Origin of the sequence: Paenibacillus montaniterrae (genome assembly GCF_018403185.1) — a bacterium.
Lineage (GTDB): Bacteria > Bacillota > Bacilli > Paenibacillales > Paenibacillaceae > Pristimantibacillus > Pristimantibacillus montaniterrae.
The window spans coordinates 313,748-328,576 of record NZ_BOSE01000006.1 but is presented as its reverse complement, the minus strand read 5'-3'; the positions used below and the strand labels follow the sequence as shown (position 1 = coordinate 328,576).

Annotated in this window: 19 protein-coding genes and 1 other RNA gene; 14 read left to right on the top strand and 6 right to left on the bottom strand. The window is 43.4% G+C overall.

What is annotated here, in order from left to right; all coding sequences use genetic code 11:
- Positions 1 to 57: 57 nt before the first annotated feature.
- A complete protein-coding gene (locus KJS52_RS17120; protein ID WP_213517501.1) occupies positions 58 to 1,038 on the bottom strand; it encodes a 2-keto-3-deoxygluconate permease in 981 nt (326 codons plus the stop codon).
- 160 nt (positions 1,039 to 1,198) lie between these two features.
- Complete coding sequence (locus KJS52_RS17115) at positions 1,199 to 2,893, bottom strand: sigma-54-dependent transcriptional regulator (protein ID WP_213517499.1); 1,695 nt, start codon at positions 2,891 to 2,893, stop codon at positions 1,199 to 1,201.
- A gap of 166 nt (positions 2,894 to 3,059) precedes the next feature.
- On the opposite strand from KJS52_RS17115, the gene KJS52_RS17110 reads away from it, so the two are divergent.
- From KJS52_RS17110 to ssrA, 6 genes are all read left to right on the top strand, one after another.
- Positions 3,060 to 3,923 carry a sugar phosphate isomerase/epimerase family protein gene (locus KJS52_RS17110; RefSeq protein ID WP_213517497.1) on the top strand — a complete coding sequence of 288 codons (864 nt, stop codon included), beginning with the start codon at positions 3,060 to 3,062 and terminating at the stop codon, positions 3,921 to 3,923.
- 69 nt (positions 3,924 to 3,992) lie between these two features.
- The gene (gene secG, locus KJS52_RS17105; RefSeq protein ID WP_213517621.1) at positions 3,993 to 4,229 is read left to right on the top strand and encodes a preprotein translocase subunit SecG; all 237 of its coding nucleotides are present in this window, start codon (positions 3,993 to 3,995) and stop codon (positions 4,227 to 4,229) included.
- 207 nt (positions 4,230 to 4,436) lie between these two features.
- A complete protein-coding gene (rnr, locus tag KJS52_RS17100) occupies positions 4,437 to 7,172 on the top strand; it encodes a ribonuclease R (protein ID WP_213517495.1) in 2,736 nt (911 codons plus the stop codon).
- Positions 7,173 to 7,498: 326 nt separating this feature from the next.
- The gene (locus KJS52_RS17095) at positions 7,499 to 7,699 is read left to right on the top strand and encodes a cold-shock protein (protein ID WP_213517493.1); all 201 of its coding nucleotides are present in this window, start codon (positions 7,499 to 7,501) and stop codon (positions 7,697 to 7,699) included.
- Between the two features lie 132 nt (positions 7,700 to 7,831).
- Positions 7,832 to 8,311: an SsrA-binding protein SmpB gene (gene smpB / locus KJS52_RS17090; RefSeq protein ID WP_213517490.1), complete on the top strand. Its 480-nt coding sequence runs from the start codon at positions 7,832 to 7,834 to the stop codon at positions 8,309 to 8,311.
- Between the two features lie 237 nt (positions 8,312 to 8,548).
- Positions 8,549 to 8,912: a transfer-messenger RNA gene (gene ssrA, locus KJS52_RS17085) on the top strand.
- Here the strand turns inward: ssrA and KJS52_RS17080 are convergent.
- The 3 genes from KJS52_RS17080 to KJS52_RS17070 all read right to left on the bottom strand — a co-directional run bounded on the left by KJS52_RS17080 (position 8,891) and on the right by KJS52_RS17070 (position 11,405).
- Positions 8,891 to 10,414 (bottom strand): recombinase family protein, encoded by a 1,524-nt coding sequence (locus KJS52_RS17080; RefSeq protein WP_213517489.1) that lies wholly within the window; start codon positions 10,412 to 10,414, stop codon positions 8,891 to 8,893. The genes ssrA and KJS52_RS17080 overlap by 22 nt on opposite strands.
- A gap of 76 nt (positions 10,415 to 10,490) precedes the next feature.
- Positions 10,491 to 10,943, bottom strand: a complete 453-nt coding sequence (locus KJS52_RS17075; protein ID WP_213517487.1) for an ImmA/IrrE family metallo-endopeptidase — start codon at positions 10,941 to 10,943, stop codon at positions 10,491 to 10,493.
- 12 nt (positions 10,944 to 10,955) lie between these two features.
- Entirely contained in the window at positions 10,956 to 11,405 is a 450-nt protein-coding gene (locus tag KJS52_RS17070) for a helix-turn-helix domain-containing protein (protein ID WP_213517485.1), read from the bottom strand.
- A 132-nt stretch (positions 11,406 to 11,537) separates the two neighbouring features.
- Between KJS52_RS17070 and KJS52_RS17065 the strand changes: the two genes are divergently transcribed.
- The gene (locus KJS52_RS17065) at positions 11,538 to 11,825 is read left to right on the top strand and encodes a helix-turn-helix domain-containing protein (RefSeq protein ID WP_213517483.1); all 288 of its coding nucleotides are present in this window, start codon (positions 11,538 to 11,540) and stop codon (positions 11,823 to 11,825) included.
- A 32-nt stretch (positions 11,826 to 11,857) separates the two neighbouring features.
- Here KJS52_RS17065 and KJS52_RS17060 read toward each other — a convergent pair whose 3' ends face one another.
- Positions 11,858 to 12,301: an HIRAN domain-containing protein gene (locus KJS52_RS17060; protein ID WP_213517481.1), complete on the bottom strand. Its 444-nt coding sequence runs from the start codon at positions 12,299 to 12,301 to the stop codon at positions 11,858 to 11,860.
- Positions 12,302 to 12,397: 96 nt separating this feature from the next.
- Here KJS52_RS17060 and KJS52_RS17055 point away from each other — a divergent pair, with 96 nt between their 5' ends.
- The 7 genes from KJS52_RS17055 (at position 12,398) to KJS52_RS17030 (ending at position 14,819) form a co-directional block, all read left to right on the top strand.
- Entirely contained in the window at positions 12,398 to 12,535 is a 138-nt protein-coding gene (locus tag KJS52_RS17055; protein ID WP_213517479.1) for a hypothetical protein, read from the top strand.
- Between the two features lie 25 nt (positions 12,536 to 12,560).
- Positions 12,561 to 12,770 carry a Thoeris anti-defense Tad2 family protein gene (locus KJS52_RS27990; protein ID WP_444980915.1) on the top strand — a complete coding sequence of 70 codons (210 nt, stop codon included), beginning with the start codon at positions 12,561 to 12,563 and terminating at the stop codon, positions 12,768 to 12,770.
- Between the two features lie 112 nt (positions 12,771 to 12,882).
- On the top strand, positions 12,883 to 13,062 hold the full coding sequence (locus tag KJS52_RS17050) for a hypothetical protein (RefSeq protein ID WP_213517477.1): 180 nt from the start codon (positions 12,883 to 12,885) through the stop codon (positions 13,060 to 13,062).
- Positions 13,053 to 13,262 carry a hypothetical protein gene (locus KJS52_RS17045; protein WP_213517475.1) on the top strand — a complete coding sequence of 70 codons (210 nt, stop codon included), beginning with the start codon at positions 13,053 to 13,055 and terminating at the stop codon, positions 13,260 to 13,262. The genes KJS52_RS17050 and KJS52_RS17045 overlap by 10 nt, the downstream gene beginning before the upstream one ends.
- Before the next feature lie 15 nt (positions 13,263 to 13,277).
- On the top strand, positions 13,278 to 13,478 hold the full coding sequence (locus KJS52_RS17040; RefSeq protein WP_213517473.1) for a hypothetical protein: 201 nt from the start codon (positions 13,278 to 13,280) through the stop codon (positions 13,476 to 13,478).
- Between the two features lie 181 nt (positions 13,479 to 13,659).
- Positions 13,660 to 14,535, top strand: a complete 876-nt coding sequence (locus KJS52_RS17035; RefSeq protein WP_246563684.1) for a rolling circle replication-associated protein — start codon at positions 13,660 to 13,662, stop codon at positions 14,533 to 14,535.
- Between the two features lie 44 nt (positions 14,536 to 14,579).
- A complete protein-coding gene (locus KJS52_RS17030; RefSeq protein ID WP_213517472.1) occupies positions 14,580 to 14,819 on the top strand; it encodes a hypothetical protein in 240 nt (79 codons plus the stop codon).
- Positions 14,820 to 14,829: the final 10 nt, after the last annotated feature.

Genomic DNA, 14,829 nt, shown 5'->3' with positions numbered 1-14,829 from the left:
AATCTCCTCCAAAAAATAGAAGCGTGAAAGAGAAGAGGGAAGCCTCTTCTCTCATGTTTAGTTTCGTTCGTTGTATTTCGCCAAGCCGCCATTTTTCTCTACGCGTTTGGCAAGGAAGCCGATAAAGATCGGCAGCAGAATCGCGGTCGTCACAACACTGGCAGCTATTTGCACGGTGGCCAGCTCTGCAATCGGGGCGAAGGTAGCATTGGCAGCAGCAATCGCAGCCGGCGTCCCTACGGCATTTCCGGCTGTAGAGCCTTCAGATGCGCCAACAATCGGGTTCCAGCCAATTGCTTTGAAAATTAAGTATCCGATCCCGCCAGTTAGCAGCACAGTTAGCACGCCTAATAAAACACCGCTTAGTCCACCTTTAATTATCGCTTCGAAATTGATGCCCATCCCCAAGGCGAAAGCAAAGAATGGAACGAGCTTGTCGCTGCCTTTATTAAGGAAGTCGCCCATTTCACGATCCAGGTTGCCAATTACAACCCCGATTACAAGCGGCAGTACGACCGCAATCAAGGACGTTAAAGAGAACATGCCTGTTGCAAAGCCCATTGCTCCGAAGATCGAGAGCGAGACCATCGTTAAAAATGGTCCGTCGCTAAGCGCAAGGAAAGGATAGGCTGCTTTATCATCCTCCTTGCCGTATTGACCAGCTAGCGCGATATATAGACCGCCGTTAGAGTTTGTCATCGCGGCGATAATCGCAATTGGAGCCAATCCTAGAAATAGTCCATTGGAATCTGCAAGCCAAAAACCGAGCAAACCAACAAGTGAACCGATTACCCATTTGAAAACTAGCAGGGTTACGCCTTTGCCAACCGATGACTTGGCTGTTTTGATATTGATTTGAGTGCCTGCAATTAATAAGAATAAAGCAATTAATGCGCTTGCACTGTTCACAAACAAAGCTTCCGTAAATCCGCCTATCCGCAGCAGATTAGGAAAGAACGTGTTAATGGTTGCAGCTAATAATAGCGGAACAACCATCATTCCACCAGGAATTCGATCTAAAGTCGCTTTAATTTTCATAGTCTTAACTCCTCGCATTACTTTTTTTGAAGCGTTTACAGCAATCATCTTAAAATAATTTGTTTAAAATAGCAACATATATTTTATGGGATTTTAGATTTTCTTTAAAAGTGTTTAATATTGCAACAGTTTGTTGTGAGAAAATGGCGCAGGCTTAAAGTTAGTCTTTAAGCTTGCGCCACAATGTAGCTCTATTGATTCCGAGGCGTTCAGCAGCTCTCGATTGGTTATTATTTTCTTCTTGCAGCACATAATTTATAATCTCTTTTTCAATATCCCTTAATGTGCCGCTTAGTGAAATGAAATCCAGCGGCTTCGCTGCATGCGACAATACTTGCTTTATCGTTTCCGAGTGGAGCACATAATCTTTTTCCATGAGAGCGGCTTGCTTGATTATGCTCTTTAGATCATCTATGTTGCAGCTGCGTGCATGGGCATGAAGCATATTCAAGGCGTCATTGCTAATTTTAACAGCTGTCGTTCCCAAGCGTTGATGATAGTCGCTTAAAAAATATTGCACCAAGGGCTGAATATCCTCTTGCCTGTCCGCAAGCTTGGGCATCGTAATTTTGCTCATGGAAACTTCGGAAAGCAGCGAGCTGGCTGCAGCATCCTGTACTATCAAAAAGAGATGAAGACGTTGCTGCAAGCACATGTTTATAAATGCAATCGCTTGATCGTAATCTTGAATATGCTGCAAATTTTTCATTCTGATCGTACGCACATTGGACAGCTTCGACAGCTGCTCAAAATCAAGCTGGTCGAGATTGAAGTGCTTGAAATCAATCGTTACAAGCAGTCCATTTTGCGCAAATTGCTGATGGATGTAGCTTGATATAAAGTCTTTGCCGCTTCCTTTTTCACCTTGCAGAAGTATTGGCTCCTTGCTTTCGTATAAAGCGGTTATTTGATTCAATATAAGCCGAATGGACGAGGATGCGGCAGCAATCGGCTCATTGATCGCTGAAGACAGAACAGAAATTCCTTTTTGCTCCATCAAATTAAATGGATTTTTTTTCAAAAGATAAATTTTATAGTACATGCCATCAAACGGCTGATAATAACCGGTAATGTCGATAATACTGTTGCCGACTACGAAGTTCCGCTTTACTTTATCCTGTTGTCGCTCCAGCTCAGCATGCAGCAGAGACATTTGCTCCTGCGTGACGAGCTTAGTATTAAAGTCAGTCAAGTATTCATAGATCATTTCATTATTTTCATCAAAAATGAGCAAATTGCGGTTCGTGTTCAAAGCAAACTGCTCCAGGATGCGCTGTACCTTGCTGTTTTTTTGCAAGTATCCATAAACGAGCTTGGCATCCTCCAGCGCCTTAATAATGCTTTCCTTGCCGGATTGAATCAAAAAGCCTTTAAGCCCGTAGGCGTTGGCTGTCTCAAATGTGATTACATCGCCGGCGATCTGTTTATAGCCTCTGTTTTTCAGCTCCAATAGCAGCGGAGCAACCTCGTCGGAGCTGTTGATCGTAAACACTTTTAACGGCAGGTCCAGCAATTCGATAATCGCCTGGGCGCCGGAAGTAATGTTGGGAAAGCCGACAATTGCGGTCTTATCCTCAAAGTGGCTGGCCAGCATTAGCGAACGAATCATATCGTAGCCCGATAGCTGAATATCGATAACAGGAACGGAAACTGCTTTTTTTATTAATTTAGCTGTACCGCCTCTGCTTATAATAATGTCAGCTCCTTGCTGCTCTTGCAAAACAGCTAATTCCATCCCCTTAGCCAGGTCTCCAACAGAGTACGTAATATCTAGTTCAGGGAATAAAGGCATGCATTCCTTAATGATGAACTGCATCGATTCATAAGGAGCGATAATATGTACGTTTATATTCATAAAGCACCACTTTCTTGTCTTTCTTGACAGAAGCTGCGAAAGTCAGCTCATCCATATTATAGCGCAACCACCATTGCTTCAACCAGTTGGTACATGTTTTCATCAGGACAGGCAATAATGAAGGCGATGAAAAATTAGCCATGGAGCGCTAAGGAGGTGAGAGGTAGTGGATAACGCGAAGCACGTTCAAATTGGCCTGCAAATGTATTCGCTCAAGCATTTGGCGGAAAAGGACCTCGTTAAAACATTGATGGACGTAAAAAAGATTGGCTATAGCACAATTGAGCTAGTGGCCTATTATACGTTCAAGCCAAGCACAATTCGCACAATAGCCAAGCGTCTCGGCCTGCAAATTCCTTCGGTCCATGTGGCAATTCCAGTTTACGATGAGCAAAAAATCGAGAAGGAGTTTGAACGGTTAGCCAAATTAGTCTTGGAAACAGGCTCGCACTACATTGTCGTGCCGTGGCTGCCAATTCGGGAAACGCTGAAGCAGCATGAGCTTCAGTTTTTACAGCATTTATTGAACAGCATGGTTAAAATTACAGAGCAGCAAAAGCTTCAGCTTGTGCTCCATAATTTCTCGCGCGAATTTGATAAAAGTGTGGACGATCAAGATCAGGAGGAGGACTGCTTTGTGCTCGATAAGCTGCTGGAGCCGTTTGACGAGCAGCAAATTCAGCTTGAGCTTGACTTTAGCGATTTGTACTTGGCTGGCCTAAATCCATTTGAAATTTATGAGCGCTATGAGGCACGTACGCCATTCGTTCATCTAAGAACCATTACAAGGGGCAGAAAGGACTGCCTGTTGGAGCATGGCGAAATTGATTATAGAAAGCATTTAACGTCGATGACTAATTTGGAATCAAAGGTGCTGTATATTGAGCAGCAATCCCATACTGGAAAAACGATGGAGGACGCCGAAAAAAACTTCCAGTACATTACGCAATTGCTGCAGGAGGAGCGCCAAAATCAAGCTCAGTCGCAGTTCCTGTACGCTCAACCATCTGTCAAGGGCTCGCTATTGTAACAGGAGCTTGTGTATGCTACAATGGAACTAACTGTTTATGTAGCGAGTGCTATGCTGGAGGTGGAAGTAATGGAAATTGCATTGAAAATCTTGCTAATCGTATTTGCTATCGGCTTGATTGGCGCTGTATTGCTGCAAAAAGGTAAAAGTGCTGGTCTTTCTGGCGCGATTACTGGCGGTGCGGAGCATCTTTTCGGTAAACAAAAAGCACGCGGTCTGGACTTGTTCCTGGAGCGTTTAACTGTAGGCTTGGCAGCAGGCTTCTTTATTCTAGCGTTAGTTGTATCGTATTTTGTGAACCAATAATGGTACTTGGAAAAAGCGAGGTTATCCTCGCTTTTTTGTTTTTTAGAGCAGAAATTAGCCGAATGTGGCTGAATGCTGATGTACAATTGCGACTTGAGCAGTTAAGCTTGTACTTAGATGGGGATGTAATACAGGAGAAACGTATATACTTACAATAAAGAGATGAACCAGCCATCACCCAATTTCAACGATAAAGGAGATCACAGGATGATAAACGAGAGCCAACTGCTCGAATTTATGAAGGAAGTCGCCTACAAGCCAATGACCTATTCTGAGCTAGAGCAGCATTTCAACATTACGGATGCAGCAGATTTTAAAAGCTTTTTGAAAATGCTCGTGGCACTTGAAGAGCAGGGCAAAATTTACCGTACACGCAATGAGCGCTATGGAGTACCTGAGCGCATGAACTTATTGCGTGGTACTGTGCAGGCTCATGCAAAGGGCTTTGCTTTCCTCCTGCCTGATGACAGCGAGCATCCTGACGTATATCTTCATGCCAATGATTTGAAAAGCGCGATGAACGGAGATATTGTGCTCGTGCGCATCACTAGCAAAAGCGAATCCGGCGGACGGATGGAAGGCGAGGTCGTTCGCGTCGTTCAGCGTGCCATTACGCAAATTGTTGGCGTTTTAGAAAACCATGAGGCGTTTGCTTTTGTATTGCCTGACGATCAGCGGATCAATCGGGATATATTTATTCCGAAGGATAAAACGATGGGAGCGGTAAGCGGGCAAAAGGTTGTTGTACAAATTAACGTTTATCCCGAAGGCCGTTCAGCGGCTGAAGGTGAAGTAATTGAAATACTCGGCCATAAAAATGATCCAGGCGTCGATATTTTATCAATTATACGCAAGCATCAGCTGCCAGAGCAATTTCCCGAAGAGGTTATGGCGGAGGCGATTGCGGCGCCAGAGCAAATTTCAGAGGAAGAGATTTTCAGTCAAGGCAGACGCGACCTGCGCAATGAGGTGATCGTCACGATTGACGGCGCCGATGCCAAGGATTTGGATGATGCGGTGCATGTGAAGCGGCTGGACAATGGCAATTATGTGCTAGGCGTTCATATTGCCGACGTAGGCTACTATGTCAAGGAGCGCTCTGCATTAGATCAAGAGGCATTTCGCCGCGGCACGAGCGTCTATCTGGTTGACCGCGTTATTCCGATGCTGCCGCATCGACTTTCCAACGGCATATGCTCCTTGAATCCGAAGGTCGATCGCTTGACGCTTAGCTGTGAAATGGAGTTTGAAGCGGGCACGCTCAAGCAGGTGCGCCATGATATATTCACTAGCGTCATTCGAACAACGGAGCGAATGACCTATACTGATGTGCGCCGTATTTTAATGGCGGACGAGGAAAACCCCGAGACCGAGCTGAAGGAGCGCTATGCGCCGCTGCTTGATATGTTCAAGCTGATGGAGGAGCTGGCGACTGGCTTGCGCAGAAAGCGGATGAAGCGCGGGGCAATCGATTTTGATTTTCAGGAGTCGAAAATTATTGTCGATGAGCAGGGCAAAGCAATCGACATTGTGAAGCGCGAGCGTTCCATAGCCGAGCAAATAATCGAAGAATTTATGCTGGCGGCCAATGAAACGGTTGCTGAGCATTTCTATTGGCTGAAGGTGCCGTTCCTGTATCGGATCCATGAAGACCCGGATCAGGAAAAGCTGCAAACGTTCATGACCTTCGCAGCCAACTTTGGCTATATCGTCAAAGGCAAAGGCAACTCGGTGCATCCGAGAGCGTTGCAAACGCTGCTGGATAAAATTCAAGGCACGAAGGAAGCGACCGTTATCTCAACGATGATGCTGCGTTCGATGAAGCAAGCGAAATATGATGCGGAAAGCTTGGGGCACTTTGGGCTTGCAGCAGAATTTTACTCGCACTTCACTTCGCCGATCCGTCGTTATCCGGACCTTGTTATCCATCGCATCATTCGCGAGGTATTGGCGGGCGGCGGCGCACTTTCGCCAAAGCGGCATGATGCGCTGGCGGCCCGCATGCCGGATATTGCCCAGCATTCCTCTCAGCGCGAGCGTGTAGCGGTTGAAGCGGAACGCGATACAGATAAGCTTAAAAAATGTGAGTATATGCTCGATAAAATCGGCGAAACCTTCTCCGGCATTATTAGCAGCGTAACCAGCTTTGGCTTGTTCGTAGAGCTGGAGAATACGGTGGAGGGGCTAATTCGCTTGGGCGACTTGCATGACGACTACTATCATTTCCATCCTGAGCATATGATTCTTGTCGGCGAGCGCACCTCAAAAATATATCGGATTGGCGACGAGGTGGAAATAATCGTAAGTCGCGTCAATATGAGCGATCATACGATTGACTTCGAGTTTGCCAATCAAAAAGGCTCTAATCATGGCGGAGCTGGTGGCGGTGGTTTTGCAAGCCGCAAGCGCAAAGCTTCAGATCAGCAGTCTGGCGGCAATTATTCGTCGGGCAGAGGTCGGAAGGAAGGCCGAGGCAGCAGAAGCGATGAGGCGCGTAGCGGACGCAGCAGCGGCAATGGTGGAAGAGAGAATAGCGGTAGCCGTAATGGTGCAAGAAAGAAGGACTTTAAGCGCGGACCAGGCACAAGCGCCGCGAGCAAGGAGAATCCGTGGAGCGAGGAAGCCTCCGACGCGTTGCTGCTGGATTTTGATGCATACGATCAAGCAAATGGCGAATTTATTCGCAGTGCGGAGAACGACTCATATTTCTCCAACCCATTTGATGCGGGCTTGAAAAAGGATAAGAAGAAAAAGAAGCCAGCAGGTGCGAGTGGCAGCGGAGTATCGCTCAGCAAGAAGCGCAAGAAAAAGACGTCAGCAAGCGGCGTATTTAATGGCGGCGGCGACAAGGACGCTCCTTCCCTTCACGCCAAAGTGAAAAAAGGCAAGAAGAAAAAAGTAAAAGCAAAGAAAGCAATGTCTGCTTTTGTGCGTAAAAAGTAGCGGCTTGGATATCCAGCAGCGCAAGGCTCGTTCAGTTGCTTGCGCTGCTGGCAATGTACGCAAATAGCAGTATATGTAAGGATGATTTGCATATGCGAGTAGGCATACAGTTCTAGCCATTATTGGGAAAACGGCTAAAACGTTGCGAATACCTCTTGCTTTTTTCCCATTCCTATAGTAAACTCAAACTATCTGATCTGAACTACCTGAATTCACATATTGAAAAGGGTATCATCAGCTTTAATGAACCTTTTTCAATGTGTGAATTTTTTGTTTTACAACGAAATAGGCGCATATTATTTATTTAGTGAAGGAGGCTATTTCACATGCAACAAGGTACAGTTAAATGGTTTAACGCAGAAAAAGGCTACGGCTTCATCGAAGTTGAAGGCGGTAACGATGTATTCGTTCACTTCTCCGCGATCGTAGGCGACGGCTTCAAAACTCTTGAAGAAGGCCAACAAGTTGAGTTCAACGTAGTTGAAGGCAACCGTGGACCACAAGCAGAAAACGTAGTTAAGCTTTAATAGCTGATTACGCACAATGCGTGCGAGGAGCCGCTCTACCTTTTCGGAGAGCGGTTCTTTCTATATATTGATTTATACGGCACAAATTGCTACAATATAATTCCATGAGATTAGAGTAGAGAGGTGAAAGGCATGGGAAAACAAAAGAATAATGACAAGCCGTTAGCGCAAAATAAGAAGGCTTCCCATGACTATTTCATTGAAGAAACCTATGAAGCGGGAATGGTGCTGACTGGGACGGAGATCAAGTCGATTCGCAACGGCAAGGCTAATATCAATGACGCATTTGCTACAATTCGCAACGGCGAGATTTTCATTCACAATATGCATATCAGCCCATTTGAGCAAGGGAATATTCATAATACCGATCCTACTCGAGCTCGCAAGCTGCTGCTGCACAAGGAGCAAATTTCCAAGCTGTTTGGTCAGGCCAAGCAGGAAGGCTATGCGATTGTGCCGCTGAAAATTTATATTCGCAATGGCTATGCGAAGCTGTTGATTGGACTTGGTAAAGGTAAAAAGCAATATGACAAGCGTGAAGCGGCAGCCAAGCGCGATTCACAGCGCGATATTCAGCGCATACTGCGTGAAAAGCAAAAAGTGATCAGATAGCAAACATTGCGCAGCTTACCATAGATTGCAGCGTGTATTGCTTGATGGTTCATGTTATACTATAAACATAGCTAATCGATGCAACATTTGCAGATTGGCTGCGTATAGTATGTAGTAGTGACTGAGCTTGTTAGTCGGTGGCTGACAGACAGTCAGAGTTCATTTGATCCGTGCTTACTTCGCGAAGAAGCAAGCGCCCTTATAGCAGAAGCTCGTGTTAAGAGTGGAAGCCTATTAGGGGGCGTTTATGGATTCGACGGGGATTGAACGAGCATGGGTTGCGGGTAGTGGGGAGTCGTCCACTATAAAACGCTAAAGCCTATTAAATGGCAAACAACAAACTTCTTACGCTGTAGCAGCTTAATAACCTGCACGCGTGCTCTCGCTCTGTATCGCCCATGTACCGGGATGAGGGCTCAACTTTAGTGGGATACGCTGTCACATCTCCGCCTGGGGTGTGCTGAAGAAGACAATCAGGCTGGGCCTAGCGAAAGCCGGTTACGGGGCGTTTGCTTTGCCGACATTAAAACTGTGACTACACCCGTAGAGGCCTATGTGGCGTAGTCTTCGGACAGGGGTTCAAATCCCCTCGCCTCCACCATTAAAAACCCTGTATGTTATCTCAGCTTCATAATTGTTAATATCAGTCGAAGGCTGAATAACTACTTGTTGAACATATTCTTGGAGAACTGCTTTTTTGTCATCATCATCTGCTGACATAAGGGAGTTCTTTTTGCTTGTCAAAACGGCTAAAATATGATCATTATCAAGAGCATCTATTTTTGAAACCATTTTAGCGCGGTCTAGTGCATACAAAAGAGCTTCTTGGCGCTGCTCTGCTTGCTTAAGGTTTTCAATAACACTCATTACGCCAGCGCCGATTGCAGTTGTATAGTTTTTAATTTGCTTCTCTATATCAGCAAGCTCTTTTTTAATTGGTTCAACATCGTTTTCCAATTGAGATTTTTCGCTCTTATAAAGTTCCTGTACTCGCATAACTATCTCTTGCATTGCTTCATCCGAAAAGCAATGCGCAGCTAGTTCGCGAATGACTAGCGATTCAATATCATCTTTGCGCACATTAGTATTTCCGCATTTAGATTGACATTTATAATAAGTAAGCAAAGTTCGTTCCTTGCTTTTAGCATTGTGATAAGAATTTCCTGCATACTGTGATCCGCATTTGCCGCAAATTATTTTACCAGTTAATAGGTACGCCACTTTAGTTTTCATCCTTCCTGGTTCATGTCTACGATTCTTAAATTTCTCGTTAACTCTATCCCATAATTCTATATCAGTAATTATAGCAGGAATGATGCCAGGAATAATAATTTGTTCACTTTCTGGCTTCTTCTTACTATTATTGCGCCTGCCTTCTTCGTCTTTTGCGGATGCAGCGTTAAACACATAATCTCCTTTGTATTTTCTATTTGTGGCCCACCCGTAAAAGCTATTTTTCGTGAAAAGTCGTCCTTTTTGGGTTCTGAATCCTTCCTTATTGAGAATTGCGGCTATTTTCTCGTTCGATAGATCGTTATCAATGCCATCAAAATACAGTTGAACTGCACGATAACGTTTTTCGTCGATTTCATACTTTTTTGTGACAGGATTGACTTTTAATCCATAAGGTGGTTTACCGCCGGTATGGATGCCTTGAAATGCATTTTCAAACATCCCCTTTTTAACCTCTCGAGATAGATTAAGGCTATAGTATTCAGCCATTCCCTCTAAGACGCTTTCGAGGATTACCGATTCTGGCGATCCGTCCAATTGCTCAAGCACAGATTCAACACGTATGCCGTTCTTTTTTAGGATGCGCTTATAGTGAGCACTATCATAGCGGTTACGAGCAAATCGATCAAGCTTATGAACAACGACAACATCAAATAATTTCTTTTGTGCATCAGCAATCATTCGCTGGAACTCTGGCCTGCGGTCTACAGTCGCTGAAAACTCCTCGTCGGGATATATATCAACGATTACATAGCCTTTTTGCTTGCAATATTCTCTAATTGCTCTCATTTGGGCAGTGATTGATTCGTCTCGTTGATTATCAGAACTGTAGCGGGGATAGGCCGCAACTCGAATTACTTTCTTTTTCATTGTAAAACTCCTCTCTTAAAGAACGTATGTTCTGTATTTTGGACGCAAAGATGCATAAATGCATCACTTAAGGTATTTATAAACGAATTACTTGCAGAGGTTCAAAATATATTAAAAATTCTCGATAAAACGTATGAAGCCCATATTTACGTTGGTAGTGCTCAATTGTATTCTGTAAAAACTCCTCGGTTACTCCTAAATATTCCGCTACTGCATGTCTGCCTTCAATCCCTGCTTGTCCCACTTCAACAATTCTTTCGAGTGAGATGAGCGTTTCATAGCTCCATGCTCTTGCACGATATTCCTGTTTACGATTCGAGATTGAGGACTGATCAAGGATATTTCCCGTTGAAGTGAAGTAATGCCCCAATTCTTCAGCCAACACACAAGTTTTCTCTGTTGCGGATATATTTTTATTAATAGCGATGATGTTATTTTTTATTAGTCCTTTTGCTGGTGATCGTAAGCCAATTTCGTAGATGTTTACCCCGTGCTGCTCTGCTTTGATCAATAGGCTCTCGTACCCCATTGATTCACGCTCCTATTTATTTTTTCGTTTATTATGCAGCCTTTCTAATTCGGCTATGTCCTCAAGCATAAGCTTTTGCTGTTCTTCCGAATAATCGTCGCTATGAGCAGCAATTAGATCATTATCCTGAGAAGTACAGCGTTTGTACTGGACGTCTAAAGTTGTATCAACAGTGTACTTTCCTATATCATCCAAAGAGTTATATTTTCTTATCAGTTCCATGTCATTGCTGCTTAGTTTGACATTACTTTGAGTACCAATTCCCAATAAAAATTCCACCGTTGTACCTAATGCGTTTGCATATAGACCAATATCATTAATAGGAAATGAACGCTGTTCATTTTCATATCTTGACAGCGAGGATTTAGCTATACCGACCCTGTTTGCCAATTCTTCAACTGACATTTCCTTAGATTCTCTCAATTTTTTAATTAACCGAATTACTTCTTTTGAGTTGCGCACCCTTTTATCACCTCAGCGTTATTATATAGCAAACTGTTCCCTCTAGGCAACAAAAAGGTAAAAATCGAATACATATGTTGACAAACGGGAACGAAATAATTATAGTGTAATCATGAAAGGCGGTGAGGAACGATGAAATTCAACTTGCAAAGATTGAGATTTGAACGACTATCTCGCAAGGTATCTCAAGAGGACATGGCACAAGCTCTAAATATTAACCGTACCTCTTATCATAAGAAAGAAAATGGAAAAATTAAAATCAGCGTTGAGGAGTTTGCAACAATGTTGGAAGTATTAAACATCCCTCAATCAGAAGCGGGACATTTTTTTGAACAAAATGTTCCCGAAAGGGAACAAAGCAATGTGGCACAGTTTTTGAAAACTGATGAAGAAGCTTGCGCAGAAGTACGTGGATATTAAAGTTGGCCGCCAAGTTATGACGGCTAACTTAATCAATACTTGTTTTTGTAGTATTTACGAATACAAATTTCGCAGGATGGAATTAGTTTACCTTTGTCATTTTCAAATTCGGTAAATTCTAAAAAATATGCTTCAACATGGCTAAACGTCTTTGATGTTCCCTTTAGTAAAGCTTGCATATCACTTGCTTCTTTCTTGTCTAAGTAGCCCAGTTGTTGCCCATCTTGAGTCAAAATTTTTACTGCTTTACTGTCATGAGGGTTTTCAGGCTCTCTGGTAAGCAATAATTTTTGACCGTAACGACAACGAGAAGCTATAAGCTCTCTTGAAGATCCGTCAAGATTTTCAAATGTTATACCTGCTACAGATGTTTGATATTGCCTAAATTGTTCAATATCAATGGTTTTGCGATAACTTATGGACTCTTCACGAGGTTCATTTGTAGATTTGAACAGTGATTTAAAAAAACTAAGCAATCTAGCACCCTCTTTCTTGATAAATTTGATCAATTAACATTTTAGCAGAGAAAGAGGAAATATTATACAAGCTCATTAAGGAAGTGAGGAGAAGAAATGATAAGAGCTACAGTTAAAACCATTCCGCACCCGAATCCAAAGAATTTAGTGGATGTATGGGCAAATATTGTATTAAAAGAAATTGAGAAGCAAAAAGAAGAGGAGCGGAGCTCAACTGAAAAGCAAGTAATTTAGCATTTAAGGGGAATAAGGTGAGATTGTGAATATACAAGAAGCTGCTAGACAGGCAGCAGAGGAAAAGCGGTTTATGACGAGGCGCAATTCCGCTGAGCTTGAATACAAAAAAGTAAAACCTCAAAACGGTGCGACTAGATGCTTGGTGTACCGCCTTGATGGTTTAGATGGAGTACGAGCATGGCTACCAAGCCTTAATGACTTACAGGCCGATGATTGGATTGTAATAGATTGATAGAGCCGATCAGCTCTATCTAATGGGTAATGATGTTTCCTCCTTCATCATTACTCATTAGATGTAGCTGATACATCAAAGATTCATATTTTTCATTTAAGGGGTGAAGTTCTTGAAAGAAGTAATTTACGATAATCTTTCGAGTAAATTGGTTGCTGACGCAACTGGCGGAGTCGTCGAATTAAAGCAATATTTTGACGGCGAAGAGGTCGGCGCAATTTTCTTAACTGCGGAAGAATCTAAAAAATTGGGACGCTTCCTCAAAAAGTTGGAGGTGAACCCATGTCAATAGAAGAAACAGCGGAACAGATCGTTATCGAAGCTAAGAGAGGAACACATACATACGGTGAAGCACTGCAAAATCTTGGACTAGCTTCTTTAACAGTTTGCCCTAGTGCTGGTAAAGGAGTAGAAGCATACGAACTGGCCCTAGATATGCTGCAGCAAGAGATGCGGAATCAGCCGCATAATTACGGCAAGCCATTTGATTAAAAGGGGGTAAGCGCATTGGATAACGAGGAGTTAAAGGCAGCAATGGCAAGCGGACAAGCTATCATGCATCGCGGCTTAAGGTACAAGCATATCTCAGCAATCATCTACCGAAAGTCGGAAACTGGAATGTTCATCCAAGCTGAGTTGATGGATTTAAACGGAAACAGCGTTATGCTCGTACGTCCGCAAGACATAACGCTTGCCGATGCCATATGAGGGCAAAAAAGAACGCCCTTTGGTGCTATTAACGGTAGCGACCAGGGGCGAACTCAAAGCGAGAATCTATTAATCTACTAAATTAATTGTAGCATTTCTCGCGGCGAGCAACAACCTTAAAAAACGCTTAACCAAGCGTTATCGGGCTTGTAATGGGTATTATCTTTCTGACGATGCAGATATGTGCAGGGAGAGAAAAGCCCTTGAAGCGTGGCAGATAGATATACCCCTTACGGCAGATCATGAACGAGCTGGAGGAATAGCCGTGAGAAGCTGTATAAGAGAAAAAAAGATTTACTGTGGCAAGAAATACATGGAAGTTGACATATATTCGCACACAAGCCTTCCTACACCAAGAAAGCGTTCAAAGAAAGGGAAAGTGTCAGCTCCCAAACAAAAGAATTTGAACGATAAAAACGCTAAGCGGTACTTTGTACAGTTGTTGAATACGAACTTTGGAGAAGGCGACCTTCATGTATCCCTTACCTACGCAGAATTGCCTGACACAATAGAAGCAGCTGAAAAAGAAGTGTCTAAATACATTCGGCGCATAGCGTACAAGCGGAAGAAGGAAGGGCTTGACCCATTAAAATATGTGCTTATCACCGAATATAGAACAGGTAAAGACGATGAGAAGCCTGTTCGTATCCACCATCACATTATTATGAATGGTGGATTAGATCGGGATGAGATAGAAGAATTGTGGAGGAAGCCGAAGAAAAAAGGGCAGAAAAAAGGCGACAGAATAGGATTTGTCAATGCAGACCGTTTGAAGCCTAATGAATATGGATTAGAAGCTATCGCCCGATACCTTATGAAAAATCCGAACGGCAAGAAGCGATGGAGCAGCAGCCAGAACCTAGAAAGGCCTGAGTACAGCACAAACGATCATAAGTATTCACGCCGTCAGGTGGAGCGGATTGTCAAAGATGAAATAGATAATCTGATCTACTGGAAGAAGCAATACCCCGATTGGGATTTGACGGATGCAAGAGCTGAGTATAACGATCTTACAGGCTGGTCGGTATACCTCAAGCTACGCCGATCAAGAGAATGATAGCTCCAATCGTTTGAAAATTCTGAATATAGGAGGGTTGAGTTATGTCTAAGGAGCGGGCAGCGGAAAAAGAGACAAGCGTACAGATGGCGTACAACAGTTGGCATCAACTTCTTTATAACAAGCTTTATAACTTGGAATATTTCTTGTTAGCAGTTAAGAGCGATCTTAGAGCAGCAGGCTTAACCAGCGCCAAGGCTGACGAAATGATCGAGGGAAAAATTCAAGAGATTCGAGCAGAAATAAGATCAACCAAAAATCAAATCTACACTAGGCAAAAATAAGGAGGAATAG